This window comes from Ardenticatenales bacterium (assembly GCA_020634515.1).
Taxonomy (GTDB): Bacteria; Chloroflexota; Anaerolineae; order Promineifilales; family Promineifilaceae; genus JAGVTM01.
In genome coordinates this window covers 113820-133318 of sequence record JACKBL010000010.1, presented here as the reverse complement: position 1 = coordinate 133318, position 19499 = coordinate 113820, and the positions used below count along the sequence as shown (strand labels likewise).

Genomic DNA, 19499 nt, shown 5'->3' with positions numbered 1-19499 from the left:
GCGCCTGAGTTAATATGGAATTGAAAGAGTTAGAAGCGCGTATGCATGACTTTGTTGCCGGCAAGGGCTGGTACGCGCCTGATTCTCCCCGCCAACAATCTCCCCGTAACCTGGCTGCCTCCCTGGCTATTGAAGCGGCTGAAGTGCTGGAACATTTCCAGTGGCGCGACGAACCCGCTAACCTGGACGAATTGGCCGCCGAACTCGCCGACGTGGCCCTGTACCTTTTGCAGCTTGCCAGCATCTCCGGCATTGATCTGGAGCAGGCTATCCTGGACAAACTGGCATACAACCAGGATCGCGAGTGGGATACCTGACGATCCCCTTCCTGGAAGCTGTTTGAGACACTTCTCGCCTGAAGCCGAGCTTCCGGGAAGGTTTATTGCCGTTTTCGTTTCCTCTTGAACTGATAGTGATGAAAGTTTTGGCCGTCAGCGATACCGTGATGCAACACTTGTACGCGAGTGACGTGCGCGGGCGTTTTCCCGGCGTGGAAATGCTAATCGGCTGCGGAGACCTTCCTTTTTATTACCTGGAGTTCCTGGTATCCGCCTTTGACTGCCCCCTGGTGTACGTCAAGGGCAATCACGATGGCGGTCCGCAACATCGCAGCGATGGCCGCATTATATCCCGCGTGCAGGGAGGTGTTGACCTCCACCGCCGCGCAATGGTGGTGGAGGGCTGCTTCCTGGCCGGGTTAGAAGGCTCAATGCGGTATCGCCCACATGATCCATTGATGTATACGGAGCGGGAAATGACGCTGGAGGTGGCTCGCTTTTTGCCGCGCCTGATGTGGGCGCAAAGCCGACTGGGGCGGCGGTTGGACGTGTTGGTGACGCACTCGCCCCCTTACGAGATTCACGACGACAAAGACTTGCCGCACACGGGTTTCAAGGTGTTCCGCACGTTTATGCGCTACTTGAAGCCGCGTTACTTGCTGCACGGGCATGTACACAAGTATGGGGCGGGCGTGGCGCATCAGACGTCTTTCATGGACACAACGGTGATCAACGTGTTTCCTTATCGCACGCTGACGTTGTCTTGCGAATAACCGGGGCGGATCACTGGGCGGCGGAGAATTGTTCGGGGAAGCGGTAGCCAACGCCCCTTTCGGAGACAATGTAATAAGGTTGGCCGGGATCGCATTCGACTTTCTGGCGCACGTTGTGGACGTGGACGCGCAGCCGATTTTCTTGCGCTTCCTCTAAAGGCCAGAGGCGGTTGAGGAGGAACTCCGTGGTGACAATGCGCCCGGAGTTGCGCATGAGAATGTAGAGCAGTTTGGTCTCAATGGGGGTGAGGATGATTTCTTCGTTGGCGACAATCGCCTTGCGGTTGGCGAAATCAATCTGCAAATGGGGATCAACGTGGATAAGGGGCGCCAGCGTATACCCGAAGTCTCCGATGCGGCGCAGAACACGGCGCACGCGGGCCACGAGTTCGCGCGGGCGGAATGGCTTAATCACGTAGTCTTCGGCGTACTGCTCAATGCTGCGGACGATAACCTCTTCGTCGTCCACGCCGGTGAGCATGATGATGGGCAGGTCACAGAAGTTGAGGACACGACGGCAAAACTCGAGTCCTCCCATGACGGGCATGTGAATATCGACGACAGCCAGGTGGGGCAGGCCATGACGACGGATCAACCTGAGGGCTTCCGCGCCGTTGGCGGCGGACACAACCGCGAATCCTTCCGCGTTCAGCGCCCGCCGGACAATGTCCTGTATGTGAAAATCATCTTCCGCCACAAGGATGCGTTGAAGTTGAATTTCTACTCCTGACATAAGGGGATCCTCTGAGCAAGAACAATCGTAATCACGTGGCTTCAGGGGTGCATGGTCCCAGGGGCCTTCCTGGAAGCTCAATTTCAGACCCAAACCGTTTCATTATTCAAGTCATGTAGTATCAAGACAGCTTCCGGGAAGCATGGTGGTGAATCGTTGCGAAGCGTGAGGGAAATGCCGGCATTTACATCACGATCAGCCAGGGTGTGCTCCATTTCGGTTGAAAATAATTGAGAAGCTAAAGGGTGTGTTTCATTTCAGTTGACTATTGTTTGCTGTAGGACAATTCGCCGAATTGTCCTCCGCCGTGAAGGGACAATTTAGGCAAATTGTCCTACGGCGCAGGCAGCCTGAGCAACCTATTTGAAACACACCGAAGCTAAATCGGAATGCGGGTTGGTGGTGTCCGATTTGGAAAATCGGACCACGGGAGTGGTGTCCGATCTGGAAAACTGGCATATAACACACCCGTGGAGGACTCGTTGACCGAAATTCCTCCCTTTATCAGGTAAGTGGCACGTTGAAGAGAGGTAATTTCCTGAATTATAGCATAGGGGGGGCGCGTGTCCCAAACCAGATAGACCTGGCTGATTCCAAATCGGATATGAATTTGCAGAAATTTCACGGATAACCGTTGAGTTCACTGAAAAAACCGGGTTTTTCGAGTGTCCGGCCGAAATTGCCAGAGTGGTTCATGTGTAAAAACCCGGTTTTTGGCCTTTTTTCAGTAGAGTCTTCGCTCCTTGTTATCGGTTCAACTGCCAGAGGATGCGCAGGCCATCCAGTGTGAGCCAGGGCACAATCTGGTCGATGATGCGCGTTTCGCTGGCGATTATCTCGGCGAGGCCGCCGGTGGCCAAAACTTTCATTTGTGTTCCCAATTCCGCGCGAAATCGTTCGACCATGCCTTCAACCATGGCCACATAGCCGAAGAGGAGGCCAGATTGCATGGCGTGGATGGTGTTGCGACCAATGACGGATGGGGGACGCTGCACGTCAACGCGGGGGAGCTTGGCGGTGCGTTGGTACAGGCCCTCCGCGCCGATGGTGATGCCGGGGGCAATGGCTCCGCCGAGGTAGTCACCGGCGGGGGAGATGGCGTCGAAGGTGGTGGCGGTTCCAAAATCGATGACGCAGGCGGGGCCACCGTAGAGGTGTTTGACGGCGACGGCGTCCACGACGCGGTCCGCACCGACGGCGCGGGGGTTTTCCACACGGAGACGAATGCCTGTTTTGATGCCGGCATCTATCACCAACGGATCCTGCCGCAAATAATGCCGGCACGCCTGCGCCACCCGGCTCGTCAACGGCGGCACGACCGACGCCAGACTCACGCCCGTTAATGCCGGCACGGACACCCCCCCATGCCCCAACAACCCCAAAAGCTGCAACCCAAACTCATCCGGCATCCGCTGATGATCCGTAGCCAGCCGCCAGCGCGGACCCAACACCTCCCCCTCGTACAACCCCAACGTAACATTAGTATTGCCAATGTCGATGGTCAGCAACATAGTATCTTCTCCGGGAAAAGTGGTCAGTCGGTGATTAGTGTCTGTCCGCAATTAAGTTAGCGGAATTGTGCGGACAGCTTGTCAGTAGCCGTCCGATGAAAACGTGAACTTGTTTTCGGAGGGCTACTTGGGACCGTCGATGAAGTAAAGTACGGAATTGCATCGTCAGCTTGGTTCGCGCGCAATGATCGATTTCTGATCGGCATTCTGTTATCTTCCCCGTGCCTGCGCGATCCGCTGCCTGATGCGACGGTCGCCTGCCTGATAACCTGTTTCTATCGAAGAGTGGTTCATTCCCCCAGAAAGAGCCAATCTTTGAATATGTGTAAACACGGAGGTCTCTCATGAAACGCATTTTCATTACATTAGCGGCATTCCTGCTGCTCTTCACAACGACGATTGCGCTGGCCGCGCACACCCCGGCGGCCACGCCGCCTAGCTATCGTATCACCTTTCTGGGCGCGGAAACGTCCGTCGGCGCGTCTGTCAGCGCCCCCAGCCTGAACCAGGATGGCACAGCCGTGGGCAATTATATTACACCCAACCAAAAGCATCGTGGCTGGGTTTGGGACGCGCAGGCCGGGCAGCGCGTCTATCTGCCCCTGCCGCCGTTCGCCACCGATGCGGAGGTGGCCGACGTCAATAACAACGCCTTCATCCTGGGCAGCGTGTGGAATGCCACTTCCGGCAAACGCCTGGCGCTCTGGACCCCCGGCGCGGAAGGGTACGTCTTCAATGCTTTGTGTAACAACGAAGTGATCGAAGGCATCGCGCTGAACGATAACAATGTGATCATCGGGCATCGCACCATCGGAGGCAGCCAACAGATTGGCATTCGCTATGTGCCGGGGGTGGGCTGCCAGGATTTGACGGAACTGGGTTTCAACGCGCTGCCCTACGCCATCAATGAGGAAAACTGGATTGTGGGTGGGACGCAACTGCTGATGGGCAGCCAGGTGGAAAACCTGGGGAACGCGCCCGGCTATCCGTTCACGGAACTGCGAGCGATCAATGATGCCCATGGAATTGCCGGCAACGCCAGCGATGGCGTCAATGAGCGTCTGGCGCACCTGTTCAACCAAACCGAGTGGTCCCTGATTGGACCGGAAGCAGCCATCGCCCAGATTCAAGGCCTGAACAACAACCAGTATTTCGTCGGCGTCGGGGAAACGTTGGAATCGTCAGACCCCGGCGGCATTCAAGGATGGTACTGCCTCACCTGCACCATGACGGTCTCCTCCTATCTGGTACACGTTGATGACTTGCTGATCAACCAGTTCAGCGATTATTCCATCACCCTCACCTCCGACATCAACGACGCCCGCCAGATGGTGGGGCGCGCCTACAACAGCGCCACCATGCAGTATGACGCCGTGCTACTCACGCCCGTCGGCCAGTGCGCGCAAAACTGCCTGCGCGCACAAGCCATCAATCTCTTCCCCTACACCGTCGGCGGCAACCAGTTGGTGATTGCCCGCGTGACGGTGCGCAACGAGCAGGGGGCATCCGTGCCCAACGCCGCCGTCCAGGGCGCATGGCAGCGTCCCGACGGCTCCATACAGGTGGTAAACGGCACAACCAACAATAACGGCTACGTCTTCCTGTTCATCCCCTACGCTGGACCCGGCAACTACAGCCTCAACGTCCTCAACATCACCCGCGGCCCCAATACCCACTTCGATCCGCTGAACAGCAATCAGTTAATGAACACCATCACATTGCCGTAAATGTGGAAGGCAGGGGGCAGAGGGCAGAAGGCAGAATCTTACTCGCCACCTGCCCCTCGCCACCTGCCCCTCGCTACTCGCCAATCACCACGTTATCAATCAGGCGCGTCTTGCCGATGAACACGGCCAGGGAGAGCAAGGCGCGCCGCACATCCCCGTGCAATTCGTCCAATGTGTCTGGGTGGGCGCAGGAGGCGTACGCCAGGCGCGCCAGCGGTTCGGCGTTGATCGTTTCCGCCATGATGCGGCGCAAGTCGTCCGCGTGACGCGCGCCATCTTCGTGCGCCCGGCGCGCCGCCGCGAGCGCGCGGAACAGCACGGTGGCCGCCTGCCGCTGCGCCGCGTCCAGATAGACATTGCGGCTGGAACGCGCCAGGCCATCCGCCTCGCGGTCCGTGGGGCAGACCACAATCTCCACGGGAAAATTCAAGTCGCGCGTCATTTGCCGCACCACCACCACTTGCTGCGCGTCTTTTTGCCCAAAGTATGCTTTTTGCGGCTGCGCGCTGTTGAATAGCTTGCTGACGACGGTGGCCACGCCGCGAAAATGGCCGGGACGCATGGCTCCCTCCAGGGGGCGGGTGACGTCGGTTACTTCTACCCAAGTTTGGAAATCGGGTGGATAGATGATGTCCGGCGTGGGCGTCCACACCAGGTCGGCTTGCGCCCCGCGCAGCAGCGCCAGGTCGCGCGCCAGGTCGCGGGGGTAGGCGTCCAGGTCTTCTTGTGGTCCAAACTGGGCGGGGTTGACAAAGATGCTGACGACGACGCTGGCGCACTCGGCGCGGGCGCGGCGGACCAGCGAGAGGTGGCCTTCGTGGAGATAGCCCATGGTGGGCACGAGGCCGACGGGTTGGGGCAGGTCGGCGCGGGCAGCGCGCAGATCGGAAAGTGATGTGACTGTTTTCATGGGTTCTGGGGGAGCGGTTCGTCGGGTGGCGCGGCGAGGGCGGCGACGAGTTGGTAGAGGGTGCGGTTGATGGGAGTGGGGATGCCCACGGACTCGCCGGCGCGTATGATTTCGCCGCAGATGGCTTCGATTTCCGTGGGCGCGCCACGTTGGATGTCCTGCAGCATGGAGGAGATGTTGCCGGCAGTGCGCGTGGCGACGGCGGTGACGGCATCGGCGGGATCGGGGAAGGGGAGGGAGATGCCGAGGGCGGCGGCGACGGTGGCGGTTTCGAGGGCGGCGGCGTGCATAAGGGCGGTGGCGGTGGGGCGGTGGAGCAGTTGGCCGTTGGGGATGCGGAGGAGGGCGGTGAGGGGATTGATGCCGGCATTAATCGCCAACTTTCCCCACAGCAGACTATCCAGATTCGTCACCACGTCCACGCTAAAATCCGCCTGGCGCAGCATTTCGCGTAGGGAGTTGGCGCGCCCGTGCGGGCCGAGCGAGGTCACGCCCGTGCCGCCCGCCTGCACAACGCCGGGCGCGACCAAAGCGGCCCCCACCGTGGTCACGCCCAACGCCACCCGCTCCGCGCCTAACGCCTGAGCCAGCGTCTCCCGGTTGCCCAGGCCATTTTGCAGGCTGAGGGCCACGCCATCCGGCGGCAAGGCGCGTGCCAGCCGGGCGGCGGCGTGGGGCGTTTGCCAGGATTTGACCAGGACGATGGCGCGCGGGATGCCGCCGCATTCGGCGGGCTGCGACGTGGCGCGCACGGGGAACCGCTGTTCGCGGCCATCCGCCTCGCGCAGGCGCACGCCGTCCGCTTGCAAGGCGGCCAATCCCGCTTCCCACGATCCGAGCATGGTCACGCCCATGCCGCCGGCGGCCAGGCGGGCGGCAAAGAGGCAGGCCATGGCCCCCGTGCCCACGATGAGGACAGGCTCTTTCATGACAGGCTTGCCAGGAGTGATTCCCACTCCGCCTCGTCCATTTCCGTGCCGTGGGCGGCGGTGGGGAAGCTGCCCGTTTCTACCTCCGCTTTGTAGGCGGCGAAGGCGTCCGCCATAACCTGGTGCAGGTTGGCGTATTGGCGCACGAATTTGGGCGTGAAGCGGTCGAAGAGGCCGAGCAGATCGTGGGTGACGAGGACCTGCCCATCGCAGCCGATGCCCGCGCCGATGCCGATGGTGGGGATGTCTAGTTGTTGCGAGACGTAGCGGGCGAGTTGGGTGGGGATAGCTTCCAGGACGAGGCTGAAGCAGCCGGCGTCTTGCAGGCGGCGGGCATCTTCGATGAGGCGGCGGGCGGCGGGGGCGGTTTTGGCCTGGGTGCGGAAGCCGCCGAGTTGGTGGACGCTTTGTGGGGTGAGGCCGAGGTGTCCCATGACGGGAATGCCGGCATTCACAATCCCCTTGATCGCCTCTACCCGTTCCCGTCCCCCTTCCAGCTTCACTGCGTCCATGCCCGCTTCCTGCAAAAAGCGGCCCGCGTTATGGATGGCTTCGGGCACGGAGACCTGATAGGACATGAACGGCATGTCGCCAATCAGGAGGGCGTACCGCGCCCCGCGGGCCACGGCGCGGCAATGGTGCAGCATATCGCTCATGGTGACGGGCAGCGTGGTTTCGTAGCCGAGGACGACCATGCCCAGGGAATCACCGACGAGGATGCTGTCGATGCCGGCATTGTCCACCGCCAGCGCTGTCGCATAGTCATAAGCCGTGAGCAGGGTGATAGGCTCGCCCCGTTGCTTCTTCAATTGAAAATTGCGAATGGTTTGCTTGCGCCGCGCGGGTGCGGTCGTGGTGGCCGCCGCGGCGACGGAGGTTGTGGACATGGTACCCTCCTTTGGGGTAGGGGCCAGGAAAACGGGGCGCGGATGAAAGAGGACGCCACGTTTGTGGTCCATTCCACGCTTGTGTTATGGTGAAATGCCGGCATTATCCCGGTCAATCTACGATCCAGGTAATGGGCAATCCCCATTATAGCAGGATCGGTAGCCCGCGTTAATGGGTGAGATTCGTGAACCTGGTCATGAGCGCCGGAGGCATGACGGCACGCCAGCCTCTTCCGTTCGGCATCCCTGCCCGGCGGCTTCCGCCACCCCGCGCCGGGCTGTTTTTTTTGGTTGTCAGGTTCTCTGATTCTGTTAAAATGTCCCTCGCTCGTTGCCGTAGGTCTGGTCGTGTGTTATAACTACCCGCGACCATCTGAGAACAATTTCACAATCCCCCAATGGAGGGTTTTTAGCGTGCTAAGTGATTGGCAATTCATCGGTATTTTCGTCGCCCTGTCACCCATTTTCCCGGCACTACCAGTTGTGCTGCAACATCTTCTCGGACCGAAAAAACCCAATCCCATCAAACAGCAGACGTATGAATGTGGGATCGAAACCGTAGGGGATACCTGGGTACAGTTCAAGGTTCAGTACTATCTGTTTGCCCTGATCTTCGTGGTTTTTGATGTCGAGGCAGTGTTTTTGTTCCCGGTTGCGGCGGCCTATGGGCAGTTGGGGCTGTTTGCGGTCTTGTCTGCCGCGCTCTTCATCTTCTTGCTCGGCGACGGTCTGGCGTATGCTTGGGCGAAAGGGGCGTTGGAGTGGTTTTAGGGCAGGTGTCGCGCCTGCGCTGATGGTCTCGCGTTTCTCGTGCTGTAATTCGTCTCTACCTGTTCTTTTCCTGCTACATGCCCAATAATCTGGCAAAACGACAACGGAGAATGCCGGCATGCCTTTTAACATCCTTGACTTTCTTGTCAGCTTGCTACAACTAAAAACCTTTGACTACCTGCGCGCCGTGTGGGGCGATAAACCGTGGGTTGAACCCGTTCTGGACCTGATCGGCGTGCTGATCGTTTCCACCTTCTGCCTCCTCATTGTCATCTTCCTCATCTGGTTGGAACGTAAGATTATCGCCCGTATGCAGGACCGCATCGGCCCCAACCGCGTCGGCGGGAAGTTTGGTTTGCTGCAAACCGTTGCCGACGTGATGAAACTGCTGACAAAGGAAGATGTCAGACCTTCCGGCGCGGACGCGGTTGCCTACAACCTGGCTCCGCTCCTTGTCGTGATCACGGCACTCCTCTTGTGGGCGGTGGTCCCCTTCGCTCCCGGTGTGATAGGCGTAGACCTGAACATCGGGATTTTTTATGTCCTGGCGATTAGTTCCGCCTCCGTCGTCTCCCTGCTGCTGGCGGGATGGGGATCCAACAATAAGTATGCGCTTTTGGGCGCTTTCCGCTCCGTCGCGCAGTTGGTTAGCTATGAAGTGCCCATGGTGCTTTCCCTGATCGTGCCCATTTTGCTGGCGCGTTCTATGTCCACCCAGGACATCATTGCTTCCCAGACCGTGCCTTTCCTCATCGTCGCGCCGCTCTCCGCTATCATCTTCTTCATCTCCTCTTTGGCGGAGACAGGGCGCACGCCGTTCGACTTGTTGGAAGCAGAGTCGGAGATTGTGGCCGGTTTCCACGTGGAATATGGCGGCATGAAGTTTGGTATGTTCTTCCTGGCGGAATTCGTGAGTACGCTTTTCATGTCCGCGCTGTTTGCCACCATCTATCTCGGCGGCTGGCGGCTGTTCGGATTGGAACGGCAGGCGGATTGGGGGCGGCTCATCGGTCTGGTGGTTTTCTTCGCCAAAACGTTCCTGGTGTACTTCGTCTACATCTGGATTCGGGGCACGCTGCCGCGCGTGCGTATTGACCAACTGTTGAAGTTTAATTGGAAATTCCTGGTTCCCTTCGTGCTGATCCTGCTGCTGGCGACGGCCTTGCTGGATAAATTCATCCCGGAAACGATGGGCGACTGGGGACGTGCCGGCATTCACCTGCTGATGAACCTGGTGCTGGTCGCGGGCACGCTGCAAATCTTGAGCAGCAATGCGCGGCGACAGCGCGCGGCGCAGGAAGCCGGGCGCATGGGCGCGCCCGCCGAACCCGAGGTGGAACCGCACGCCGATCCGCACGCCGTTCCCGCTCACTAGGGTTGACGAGGCGTAGCGTCGTCAACTTGAAGGGAGTATTTCGCTCCCTGGCCTCCAGACACGTCTTAATTTTTTATGGAGAGAGACAAAATCACATGGCTGTCATTTTCGTCCTCATAAGTATTGTGACCCTCGTTTCCGGCTTCATCGTGGTCACAAACCGCAACCTTTTTCACGCCGCGTTGGCGATGATGGCTTCGTTTTTGGGTGTTGCCGGCATTTACGTCATCCTGGCCATCGGTTTCATGGCCGCCGCGCAGCTCCTCGTCTACATCGGCGCCATCTCCATCCTTGTCTTGTTCGCCATCATGATGACCCGCCGCATGATGCAGACACGCGAAACCCCCTACAACGCCCAGTGGCAGTGGGGCGCGGCCACAGCCGTCTTCATCTTCGCTCTGTTCAGCTACGTCATCCTGCAAATATGGCCCCTCACGGACCAGACCATCGCGCAGATTTCCGACGCCGCCCTGGACAACACCGTCATCGAAATGGGCAAAGCATTCGTCTCCCGCGACCTCTATGTGCTTCCCTTCGAACTGGCGTCCGTCCTGCTGCTGGCGGCCCTCATTGGCGCAATCGTGATCGCCATACCGGAGAAGAAATCATGACGGCTATTCCCCTTTCCTGGTACTTGCTGGTTGCCGCCGCCCTCTTTTGCCTGGGGCTGTACGGCGTACTGGCGCGCCGCAACGCGGTTGCCATTTTGATGGGCGTGGAACTGATGCTCAACGCCGTGAACATCAACCTGCTGGCTTTCTGGCGTTATCGTTACCCCGAATCACCCATTGGCCCCGTCTGGTCCGTGTTCGTCCTTACCGTGGCCGCCGCGGAAGCCGCCGTCGGCCTGGCTCTGATCATCTCCGTCTATCGCAACCGCGATTCGGTTGTGGCGGAAGAACTGGATCTGTTGAAGAATTGATACCGCTTTTGTAACTTCGCACCCTCATCTTCCCGGAAGCTGTTTTAATGCGAAATGCGTTGCATTTTGAGACACTTTTAGCCTGACATTGAGCTTCCGGGAAGGTTTGTTGGTACATGTATCTTGGCAACATTGAAGAGGTTCCTCTATGAGTGAAGCTACACTCGCCACACTGACCTGGCTGGTCCCTGTAGGCCCCCTGCTCGTCTTTTTCCTGATTGTGTTGTTCACCAACCGCAATCGGACTTTGAGCTGGCTATTGGCTTGGGCCGGCGTTGGCTTTTCCCTGGTGCTGGGTTGGACCATCGCCTTTCGCATGTTCGCCCTGGACGCTCATCACCTGGCGGCGCATCCCACCGTCATCCATAGCACCATTGCCTGGCTGCCATTTGGCAAAGCGGCTAACTGGCTGCAAATGGGCGTTGCCGTGGACCCGCTCACCGCCGTGATGCTGTTCATGGTTCCTTTTGCCTGCGCGGCCATCTTCGTCTACAGCGTTGGCTACCATAATTATGGCAAGCCTCGCGGAACCATTCTGGGCGTCCCCAACCACGGCAAGGAAGAGCCGCTCTTCTCCCGCTTTTTTGCTTTCATGTCCCTGTTCGCGGGTGCGATGCTCCTGTTGGTGGTGGCGGATAATTTGCTGCTGCTGTTCATGGCCTGGGAAATCATGGGGTTGTGCTCTTATCTGTTGATTGGTTTCTGGCACGCCCGTACCTACGATCCCGATCCCAAGAATCCGCAGAAATTACCCCCGCGTCTGGCGGCGATCAAGGCGTTCATGACCACGCGCGTGGGCGATGTGATTATGCTGTTGGGTATTGTGGCTTTTTATCGCGTCTTCCACACGCTTAGTTTTAGCGAGGCGCTGTCCGCGGAGTCGCTGCGCATGGTGGTGCTGGAACGAGGCGGTGGTCCCTGGTTGGGATTGGTGGCGCTGCTGCTTTTTGCCGGCACAATCGGCAAATCCGCGCAATGGCCCCTCCACGTCTGGCTGCCCAACGCCATGGAAGGTCCCACGCCCGTCAGCGCCACCATTCACGCCGCGGCCATGGTTTCCGCCGGCGTCTACCTGATTGTGCGTATCTTCCCCCTCATCGCCGTCGGCGCGGAAGCCATGAGCGCAGTCTCCCTGGTCATTGGCTTCATCGGCGCATTTACCGCCCTCATGGCCGCCACCATTGCCGTCGCCCAGGATGACGTCAAGGGCGTGCTCGCCTACTCCACCATCTCGCAGCTAGGTTACATGGTGGCCGCCATTGGCATTGGCGCCTACGTGGCCGCCGCTTTTCACCTGATCACGCACGCCTTTTTCAAGGCGCTGCTCTTCCTCGGTTCCGGCTCCGTCATCCATGGCATGGAACACGGCGCGGAACACGTCCACGACCATCACACCGACCCGCAAGATATGATGAACATGGGTGGCTTGGCGAAGAAGATGCCCATCACGTTCATCACGTTTGTCATTGGCGGGTTTGCCCTTTCCGGCTTCCCCATTTTGACCGCCGGCTTCTGGTCCAAAGACGAAATCCTGGCGGACGCCTGGTATCAAGGCGCGCATGGTAACGGGCTGGCGACCGTGATCTTCTGGATGCTCGTCGTGGCCGCCATCCTCACCGCTTTCTACACCATGCGCCAGATTTCGCTCACCTTCCTGGGCAAGCCGCGCACCCCGCTGGCGGAGCATGCCCACGAGAGCAACCGCTTCATGACCATTCCTCTCATTGGGCTGGCCTTTTTCGCCGCAACCGTCGGCTGGGCGGGCATTCCCGAGACCTTCCCGGTATTGGGACCGCTGGTGAACAACAATTTCTTCCATCACTTTGTGGGCGCGACGGTCGAAGAAACCCTGCATGTACTGGAGGAAGCGCACGTGGTCGCACATGGCCTGGAGACGCTGCCCTTCCAACTTTTCCCCCTGTTGGCCTCGCTGGTCGTGGCTCTGGGTGGCCTGTTCCTGGGCTGGTGGGTTTATGGGCGCAAGCCACTGCGGAGCAAGCAACCCGATCCGTTGATCGCGCCATTAGGCCCGGTACATACGTTCCTCATGAATAAATGGTACTGGGACGAGCTGTATATGAAGTTCCTGATTCGCCCCACGGTTTACGTTTCCGAGACTGTCGTGTATGAATGGGTGGATAAGGGCTTGATTGATGGGACATTACATTTGATTGCCCGCACGACGTATGCGCTGGGCGCGTACATGAAGCGGTTTGAGGAGACGGTTATCAGCGGTGGCGTGGACAAGGCGAAAGACCTGGTGCTGGCCAGCGCCGACAGTTTCCGCTCGCTGCAAACAGGAAAGATTCAGGAGTATGTGTTGGTGTCGATGTTGATTGCCGGCACATTAACCGCCCTCATCTTCTTCCTCAATATCGGTTAGGTTTCCCCTGACCTGTCACATTTGCGCAGGATACAATGGATTTTCTTCAAAGTAACCTCCTCTCGCTGCTGATCTTCTCGCCCCTGGCCGCCGCGCTGGTTCTCTTCCTGCTGCCAGATGACGAAAAGGTGCTGATCCGCCGTCTGGCGCTGGCTTTCAGTCTGGTGCCGTTGGCGCTGGCTCTGTTTACCTGGTTCTCGTTTGATCGGGTGAATGCCGGCATTCAATTCACCGTCCAGGCTCCCTGGTTCCCCGCTATCGGCTCCAGCTTCCACCTCGGGCTTGATGGCATCAGCCTGCCGATGATCTTGCTCACCACCATCCTCACCCCACTGGCTCTCCTGGCTTCCTTCAATATCGAAGAAAAAGTCAAGATGTACATGGTCCTCTTCCTCGTCATGGAAACGGCCATGTTGGGCCTCTTCGCCTCCCTTGACCTGATCATCTTCTTCATCTTCTGGGAAATCGGCCTGGTCCCCATGTACTTCCTTATCCGTATCTGGGGCGGGGCAGACCGGGAATACGCCTCCTTCAAGTTCATGATTTACACCATGGCCGGCAGCCTCGGCTTGCTGCTCTCCATTCAGATCATGGGCCTTTCCACGGGCACATTTGACATCATTGAACTGATGGATAAGTGGGTGGCGCTACAAAGCGGCCTGCTGGCGAACACGGGCCTCTCCGTGGCCCTGGTAAAAGGCATTGCCTACTGGCTCTTTGTCATCGCCTTCGCCATCAAAGTTCCCATCTGGCCTTTCCACACCTGGCTGCCGGACGCGCACACCCAGGCCCCCACCGCCGGGTCCATGATCCTGGCGGGCGTCCTGTTGAAGCTGGGCGCTTATGGCTTCCTGCGCCTGGTCATTCCCCTGTTTCCGGCGCAGGCCGCAGCCACCGCCTCCATTCTGGCCTGGTTGGGCATGGCCAGCATCGTCCTGGGCGCGTTGGCGGCCTTTGGGCAGTGGGACTTTAAGCGCCTGGTGGCCTATTCCTCCATCAACCACATGGGCTTCGTGGTCTTGGGCATTGCCGTGTACGCCTGGGTCTATGGGCAGGCGGCCACGAATGCCGACATGATTGGGGACGCCATCATGGCGACCAATGGAGCCGTGCTGCAAATGTTTAACCACGGCCTATCGGCGGCGGGTATGTTCTTCCTGGTCGGCGTCATTTATGAGCGCACGCACACCCGAAATCTGCGCGATTATGGCGGTCTGTGGGCCGTGTTCCCCTTCTTCGGCGCCATTCTCATCTTTACCAGCATGGCTTCATTGGGCCTGCCTGGGTTGAATGGCTTTGTCGGTGAATTCATGATCACGCGCGCGGCCTGGGGTCCCTTTCAGGTACAGTTGGCGCTTTCCATGTTCGGTCTGCTCATGACGGGGGCCTACATCCTGAAAGGAATCGGGCAAACGTTGCACGGACCGCTGAATCAGACATGGAAGGGGCTGACGGAGATGACGCTGCGTGAGCATCTGGTGATCTGGCCCTTGATGGCGCTCATGTTGAGCCTGGGTTTGTGGCCGCAATGGTTGCTGGCGATCATCAACGATACGGTAACGAAGCTGTTTAGCTAGTAAGTGGCTGTCCGCGGAAAATTTAGCGGAATTGGTCGGACAGCTTGTCAGTAACCGATCCCAGAAACTGGGAAGTTGTTTTGGGCGGTTACTCAGTCTGGAATAGCAAATATGGAATTCCCGTTTCTCTCCCTCATCACGTTATCGCCTATCGCCTTCGCGGTCATCATTTTGATGCTGCCGAAGGAGCGCGGCGAGAATGCGCGCATGTTAGGTCTGGCGGCCATGATCCTGGGCCTGGTATTGTCGGCGTATGTGTACATTTCGTATTTGACGAATTTGCCGGCAGCGGGCACGCCCTGGAAAGACACCCTTGCCTTCGTGGAAGAATATGCCTGGGTTCCCACCATTGGCCTGAACTATATCGTCGGCGTGGATGGGTTGAGCGCGACCCTGGTCCTGCTCACGTCCATCGTTGGCCTCGGCGGTGTCCTCATCTCCTGGAGCATCCCGGACCGCCCGCGTGAATTCTTTGCCTTTTTCATGCTCCTGGTGGCCGGTGTACAGGGCGTTTTTGTGGCCGTCGATGCCTTCCTTCTCTTCTTCTTCTACGAACTGGCCGTACTCCCCATGTACATCCTTATCCTCATCTGGGGCTGGAAGCAGACGCGCGAGTACGCGGCCATGAAGCTGACGCTCTATCTCCTCATCGGCAGTTTCTTTGCCTTGATCGGCTACCTGATCATGTATTTCAAGTTGCCGGACGCCGGTTTGCCGCTGACGTTTGACCTGCGCATGTGGTCTGAGGCGAATTTCCTGGTTTCTGATCAGATACGCTGGTTCCTGCCGGTGTTCGTCGGATTTGGTGTTCTTGCCGGCATGTGGCCGTTCCACAACTGGTCCCCGGATGGTCACGTAGCCGCGCCCACCGCCGTTTCCATGATTCACGCGGGCGTCCTCATGAAACTGGGTGCGTACGCCGCCATGCGCGTCGCTATTCAGATGATGCCGGATGGGGCCGTTTACTGGCTGCCCTTGATCATCTTGCTCACGCTCATCAACGTCGTCTATGGATCACTCATTGCCATGCGACAACGAGACATGAAGTATCTGATTGGCTACTCTAGCGTCAGTCACATGGGGTTGGTGGTGATGGGGTTTGCCACCATGAACACGGAGGGATACGTGGGTGCCGGCATTCAAATGGTCAGCCACGGCATCATGACGGCCCTCTTCTTCTCCGTCGTCGGCATGATCTACGACCGCGCCCACACCCGCGATATGGATACCCTGCGGGGCATGATGAAAGCCCTGCCCTGGGCCATGGTGGCCTTCGTTGTCGGTGGTCTTGTATCCATGGGTATGCCTGGCCTCTCCGGCTTCGTCGCCGAATTCCCCATCTTCCTCGGCGTCTGGCGCGGCGGCAGCCTCGATCTTCCCGGCTCCATCTTTGGTCTCAATCCGTCCACCTACTACCCGATCATTGCCATTGTCTCTTCGACCGGCATCGTCATCACCGCGGCCTACATTATCCGGGCCATCGGCAGCGTCTTCTTTGGCGAGTACGATGCGCATAAATGGCACGACATGCGCAATCTGCTGGCCATTGACAAGTTCACCCTGGTGATGTTTGTCGTTTGCCTGATCGCTATCGGCGTGTTCCCGTCCGTCATTGCTCCCATTATCCAGTCTGGCATGGAACCCGTCGTCTCCCGCTTGCAGGAGGCGCAGCAGGCGTCAAATGCCCTGCACGCCGTCCAATCCGCCGCCTATCATCTCATTCAGTGGCTCGGAGGTGCTTGATGAGCCAAATCACCATTTCCAGCGCATTCGCCCTTGTGCCTGAGATTTGCCTCTTGATTCTCCTGGTGGCAATTCTGGCCTACGACCGCTTGCTCAAACCGTCCGAGCGCCGTCGCGTCGGGCTGCTGGCTGCCTGGGGCTTCTTCATTACCCTGGCGGTAGACCTGACCGTCTTCTACCTTTTCCGCGAACCGGGGAGCAGCCAGATTGCCCTCTGGGGTGGCATGTTCCGTCATGATGCCATCACCTTCATTTTTCGCATCATGTTCCTGATCGCCGGAGGCGTGGTTAGCCTGATAGCGATGGACATCAAGGCGTTGCAAAGCGGCGAGTTCTACGCGCTTCTGGTGACTTCCACGATTGGCTTCAATCTGATGGCCGCCGCCGGCGACCTGATTGCCCTGTACGTGGCGCTGGAAACGGCCAGCATTTCCCTTTATGTTTTGGGCGGCTACGCGACGAAGGACAAATTATCCGCGGAAGCGGGTATGAAATACTTCGTCTACGGCGCATTTGCTTCCGCCGTGATGTTGTACGGCATGAGCCTGCTGTACGGCCTCACGGGGCAGACGAATATGCAGGCAATCGCCGCGGGCATTGCCAATAGCGGCTATAATGGGGTGACACTGTTGGCGGCGGTTTTGGTGCTGGTGGGTTTGGGATTCAAAATCTCCATTGTTCCCTTCCACTTTTGGGCGCCCGATGTGTATGAGGGCGCGCCAACGGCGGTGACGGCTTACCTTTCGACCGCCTCCAAAGCTGCCGGCTTTGCCGTGATTATGCGCGTTTTCTTGCTGGGGACGTTGGGCATACCACGTTTGACTACCCCGTGGTGGTCAATGCTCGTGGCAATGTGCATTGTCACCATGACGCTGGGTAACTTTCTGGCGATTTATCAGAAGAACATTAAGCGGATGCTGGCGTATTCCAGCATTGCCCAGGCAGGCTATGTGATGATCGGTTTCGTCACGATGACGCCTGATGGGGCGGGCGCGGCCATGTTCTACTTATTGATGTACATTTTGACGAATACTGCCGCTTTCGCCGTGATTATTCTGGCGGCAAATGCGACGGGTTCGGAGCAGTTGGAGGATTTCAATGGACTCAGCCGCCGTTCGCCGTTCCTGGCGCTGGCGATGCTGCTGGCTTTGCTATCGCTGGGGGGAATACCTCCGACGGCGGGTTTCTTTGCCAAGTTTTTCTTGTTCAAAGCGGCCATTGAAGGGGGTTTGTGGGGCCTGGCATTGGCGGCTATCCTGAATGCGTTCGTGGCGCTTTACTACTACCTGTCCGTAGCCAAGTACATGTACCTCTATCGTTCCGATGAGGAGGATGTGCCGATCCCCGTGCCGCGCGCCTATCAGGTGGCGCTGGCTTTGACGATTTTTGGTGTTTTGTATCTGGGTGTGTTTGCCGGACCGACTTTTGAGTTGACGCGAAATGCCGGCATCTTCTTCTTCGGCGGCTAGCTCACTGGCTCTGCTGCCGTCAATCCTGGCATACTGCCTTCATTGTGCCGCCTTCGATGGAGACGAAACCTCTTCGGCGGCACAAATAGTATGGTTGGAAGGCATAACTGTCATTGAACAATCTCCTGTATGTGTTATAATGCGAGGCGGTGCGCCTCGCGCACACTTGTAGGTTAAGCCATCGTGTCTTTTGACAACAAGCAAATCAATGAGACAGCTATGTTGGCCGGCATTGTCGGCCAGATAGGCTGCCTTACCATCATCATCATTGCCTTGGCTTTTGGGGCGGGAACTCTCCTTGACCGTGTCTTGGATACCAGGCCAATTTTTACAATTGTCGCTCTCGTGGGCAGCGTGCCCGTAACGCTCTACCTCACCGTGCGGGTCAGCCTGTCTGCTGCCGCGCGGGCGCAAAAGTCAAGCAAAGCCGAGCATAAGGAGGAAAAAACCAGCACATGAAAAAACGCTACTGGGTTTACCTTTGCCTCATAGGCATGATAGTTTTTGGATCCATTCTCGTAAAACCACCACTGCCCGTCATCCAATTGCCTGGTGAACTCGTCTTCCGTTCCAGCAGCCCGTTCATGAAGCAGTGGTTTGGCGGCGGTATCACCAACACGTTCATCGCCACCGCCCTGACCTGGGTCATTCTGTTGGCTATCACCTTCAGCCTGCGTGCCCGTTCGCGCACGGCGGACGAAGTGCCTTCGGGTTTCTATAACCTTTTTGAGACCCTCACGGAGATGATCTACAGTTTTGTGGAGAGTTCCGCCGGCAAATGGGCCAAAAACTTCTTCCCCTTCTTCATGACATTCGTTCTGCTCATTCTCGTTGCCAACTGGATGGAACTGGTTCCGTTGGTGGACAGCTTTGGCAAGTTTGAAACCACCGGCGAAATCGCCGAACACAAAGCGGAAGCCGCTGCTGAGGCAGCTGGCGAGCATTTGAGCAAAGACGAGTTGCATCACATTTACGAAGATGCCATGGAAGCCAACACAGGCGACCTACGCAGTGGCTTCTTCTTGCTGCGCGCTCCGACGGATGAGAATGGCGATAAACCCGAAGGCGCGGACTACGCGCTTGTCTCTTTCTTGCGTGCCGCGGCAACGGACCTGAACTTCACGCTGGCACTGGCCTTGATGTCCGTCGTGCTGACGCAGTATTATGGATTTAAGGCGCAAGGACCGGGGTATCTGAAGAAATTCTTCCAGTTTGACGCGGACAAAATCGCCCGCAATCCATTGGGGGCCATGGACCTGTTCGTCGGCATCTTGGAACTCATCGCCGAAATCGCCAAAATCCTCTCGTTCTCCTTCCGTCTTCTGGGAAACATCTTTGCGGGGCAGGTACTCCTTTTCGTGATGGCGTTCCTGCTTCCCGTTGCTAACGTGGCCTTCTTTGGCCTGGAACTTTTCGTCGGCCTCATCCAGGCCGCCGTGTTTGCCATGCTCACGCTCACTTTCATGACGCAGGCAACACAAAGCCACGACCATGCCGAAGGGCACTAGGTC

General features: G+C 58.1%; 18 protein-coding genes. 13 read left to right on the top strand and 5 right to left on the bottom strand.

Features of this window, described 5'->3' with window-relative positions:
• Positions 1-14: 14 nt before the first annotated feature.
• Both H6650_21590 and H6650_21585 read left to right on the top strand, forming a co-directional pair.
• Positions 15-317 (top strand): nucleotide pyrophosphohydrolase, encoded by a 303-nt coding sequence (locus tag H6650_21590; protein ID MCB8954607.1) that lies wholly within the window; start codon positions 15-17, stop codon positions 315-317.
• A 95-nt stretch (positions 318-412) separates the two neighbouring features.
• Positions 413-1051, top strand: a complete 639-nt coding sequence (locus H6650_21585; protein ID MCB8954606.1) for a metallophosphoesterase — start codon at positions 413-415, stop codon at positions 1049-1051.
• Positions 1052-1061: 10 nt separating this feature from the next.
• Here H6650_21585 and H6650_21580 read toward each other — a convergent pair whose 3' ends face one another.
• Positions 1062-1784, bottom strand: a complete 723-nt coding sequence (locus tag H6650_21580) for a response regulator transcription factor (GenBank protein MCB8954605.1) — start codon at positions 1782-1784, stop codon at positions 1062-1064.
• A 746-nt stretch (positions 1785-2530) separates the two neighbouring features.
• A complete protein-coding gene (locus H6650_21575) occupies positions 2531-3295 on the bottom strand; it encodes a type III pantothenate kinase (GenBank protein ID MCB8954604.1) in 765 nt (254 codons plus the stop codon).
• Between the two features lie 344 nt (positions 3296-3639).
• Between H6650_21575 and H6650_21570 the strand changes: the two genes are divergently transcribed.
• A complete protein-coding gene (locus H6650_21570; protein MCB8954603.1) occupies positions 3640-5022 on the top strand; it encodes a hypothetical protein in 1383 nt (460 codons plus the stop codon).
• 73 nt (positions 5023-5095) lie between these two features.
• On the opposite strand, the gene H6650_21565 is transcribed toward H6650_21570, so the two are convergent.
• Genes H6650_21565 through panB form a run of 3 tightly spaced genes read right to left on the bottom strand, consistent with a single transcriptional unit; the run spans position 5096 to position 7748 of the window.
• Positions 5096-5932, bottom strand: a complete 837-nt coding sequence (locus tag H6650_21565; GenBank protein ID MCB8954602.1) for a pantoate--beta-alanine ligase — start codon at positions 5930-5932, stop codon at positions 5096-5098.
• Positions 5929-6861, bottom strand: coding sequence for a 2-dehydropantoate 2-reductase (locus tag H6650_21560; GenBank protein ID MCB8954601.1), 933 nt, complete (start codon positions 6859-6861; stop codon positions 5929-5931). Before H6650_21560 ends, H6650_21565 begins: the two co-directional genes overlap by 4 nt.
• A complete protein-coding gene (gene panB / locus H6650_21555; protein ID MCB8954600.1) occupies positions 6858-7748 on the bottom strand; it encodes a 3-methyl-2-oxobutanoate hydroxymethyltransferase in 891 nt (296 codons plus the stop codon). The genes H6650_21560 and panB overlap by 4 nt, the downstream gene beginning before the upstream one ends.
• A 414-nt stretch (positions 7749-8162) precedes the next feature.
• On the opposite strand from panB, the gene H6650_21550 reads away from it, so the two are divergent.
• The 10 genes from H6650_21550 (at position 8163) to atpB (ending at position 19496) form a co-directional block, all read left to right on the top strand.
• A complete protein-coding gene (locus tag H6650_21550) occupies positions 8163-8519 on the top strand; it encodes an NADH-quinone oxidoreductase subunit A (GenBank protein MCB8954599.1) in 357 nt (118 codons plus the stop codon).
• A 118-nt stretch (positions 8520-8637) separates the two neighbouring features.
• Complete coding sequence (gene nuoH / locus H6650_21545; GenBank protein ID MCB8954598.1) at positions 8638-9894, top strand: NADH-quinone oxidoreductase subunit NuoH; 1257 nt, start codon at positions 8638-8640, stop codon at positions 9892-9894.
• A gap of 95 nt (positions 9895-9989) precedes the next feature.
• Positions 9990-10505, top strand: a complete 516-nt coding sequence (locus H6650_21540) for an NADH-quinone oxidoreductase subunit J (GenBank protein MCB8954597.1) — start codon at positions 9990-9992, stop codon at positions 10503-10505.
• 5 nt (positions 10506-10510) lie between these two features.
• Complete coding sequence (gene nuoK / locus H6650_21535; GenBank protein MCB8954596.1) at positions 10511-10816, top strand: NADH-quinone oxidoreductase subunit NuoK; 306 nt, start codon at positions 10511-10513, stop codon at positions 10814-10816.
• A gap of 148 nt (positions 10817-10964) precedes the next feature.
• The gene (gene nuoL / locus H6650_21530) at positions 10965-13199 is read left to right on the top strand and encodes an NADH-quinone oxidoreductase subunit L (protein MCB8954595.1); all 2235 of its coding nucleotides are present in this window, start codon (positions 10965-10967) and stop codon (positions 13197-13199) included.
• Positions 13200-13234: 35 nt separating this feature from the next.
• Positions 13235-14776 (top strand): NADH-quinone oxidoreductase subunit M, encoded by a 1542-nt coding sequence (locus H6650_21525; protein MCB8954594.1) that lies wholly within the window; start codon positions 13235-13237, stop codon positions 14774-14776.
• A 111-nt stretch (positions 14777-14887) separates the two neighbouring features.
• Positions 14888-16519, top strand: coding sequence for an NADH-quinone oxidoreductase subunit M (locus H6650_21520; protein ID MCB8954593.1), 1632 nt, complete (start codon positions 14888-14890; stop codon positions 16517-16519).
• Positions 16519-17988, top strand: coding sequence for an NADH-quinone oxidoreductase subunit N (locus H6650_21515; GenBank protein ID MCB8954592.1), 1470 nt, complete (start codon positions 16519-16521; stop codon positions 17986-17988). Before H6650_21520 ends, H6650_21515 begins: the two co-directional genes overlap by 1 nt.
• Positions 17989-18207: 219 nt before the next feature.
• The gene (locus tag H6650_21510; protein ID MCB8954591.1) at positions 18208-18447 is read left to right on the top strand and encodes an AtpZ/AtpI family protein; all 240 of its coding nucleotides are present in this window, start codon (positions 18208-18210) and stop codon (positions 18445-18447) included.
• Complete coding sequence (gene atpB / locus H6650_21505) at positions 18444-19496, top strand: F0F1 ATP synthase subunit A (GenBank protein MCB8954590.1); 1053 nt, start codon at positions 18444-18446, stop codon at positions 19494-19496. Before H6650_21510 ends, atpB begins: the two co-directional genes overlap by 4 nt.
• Positions 19497-19499 lie beyond the last annotated feature (3 nt).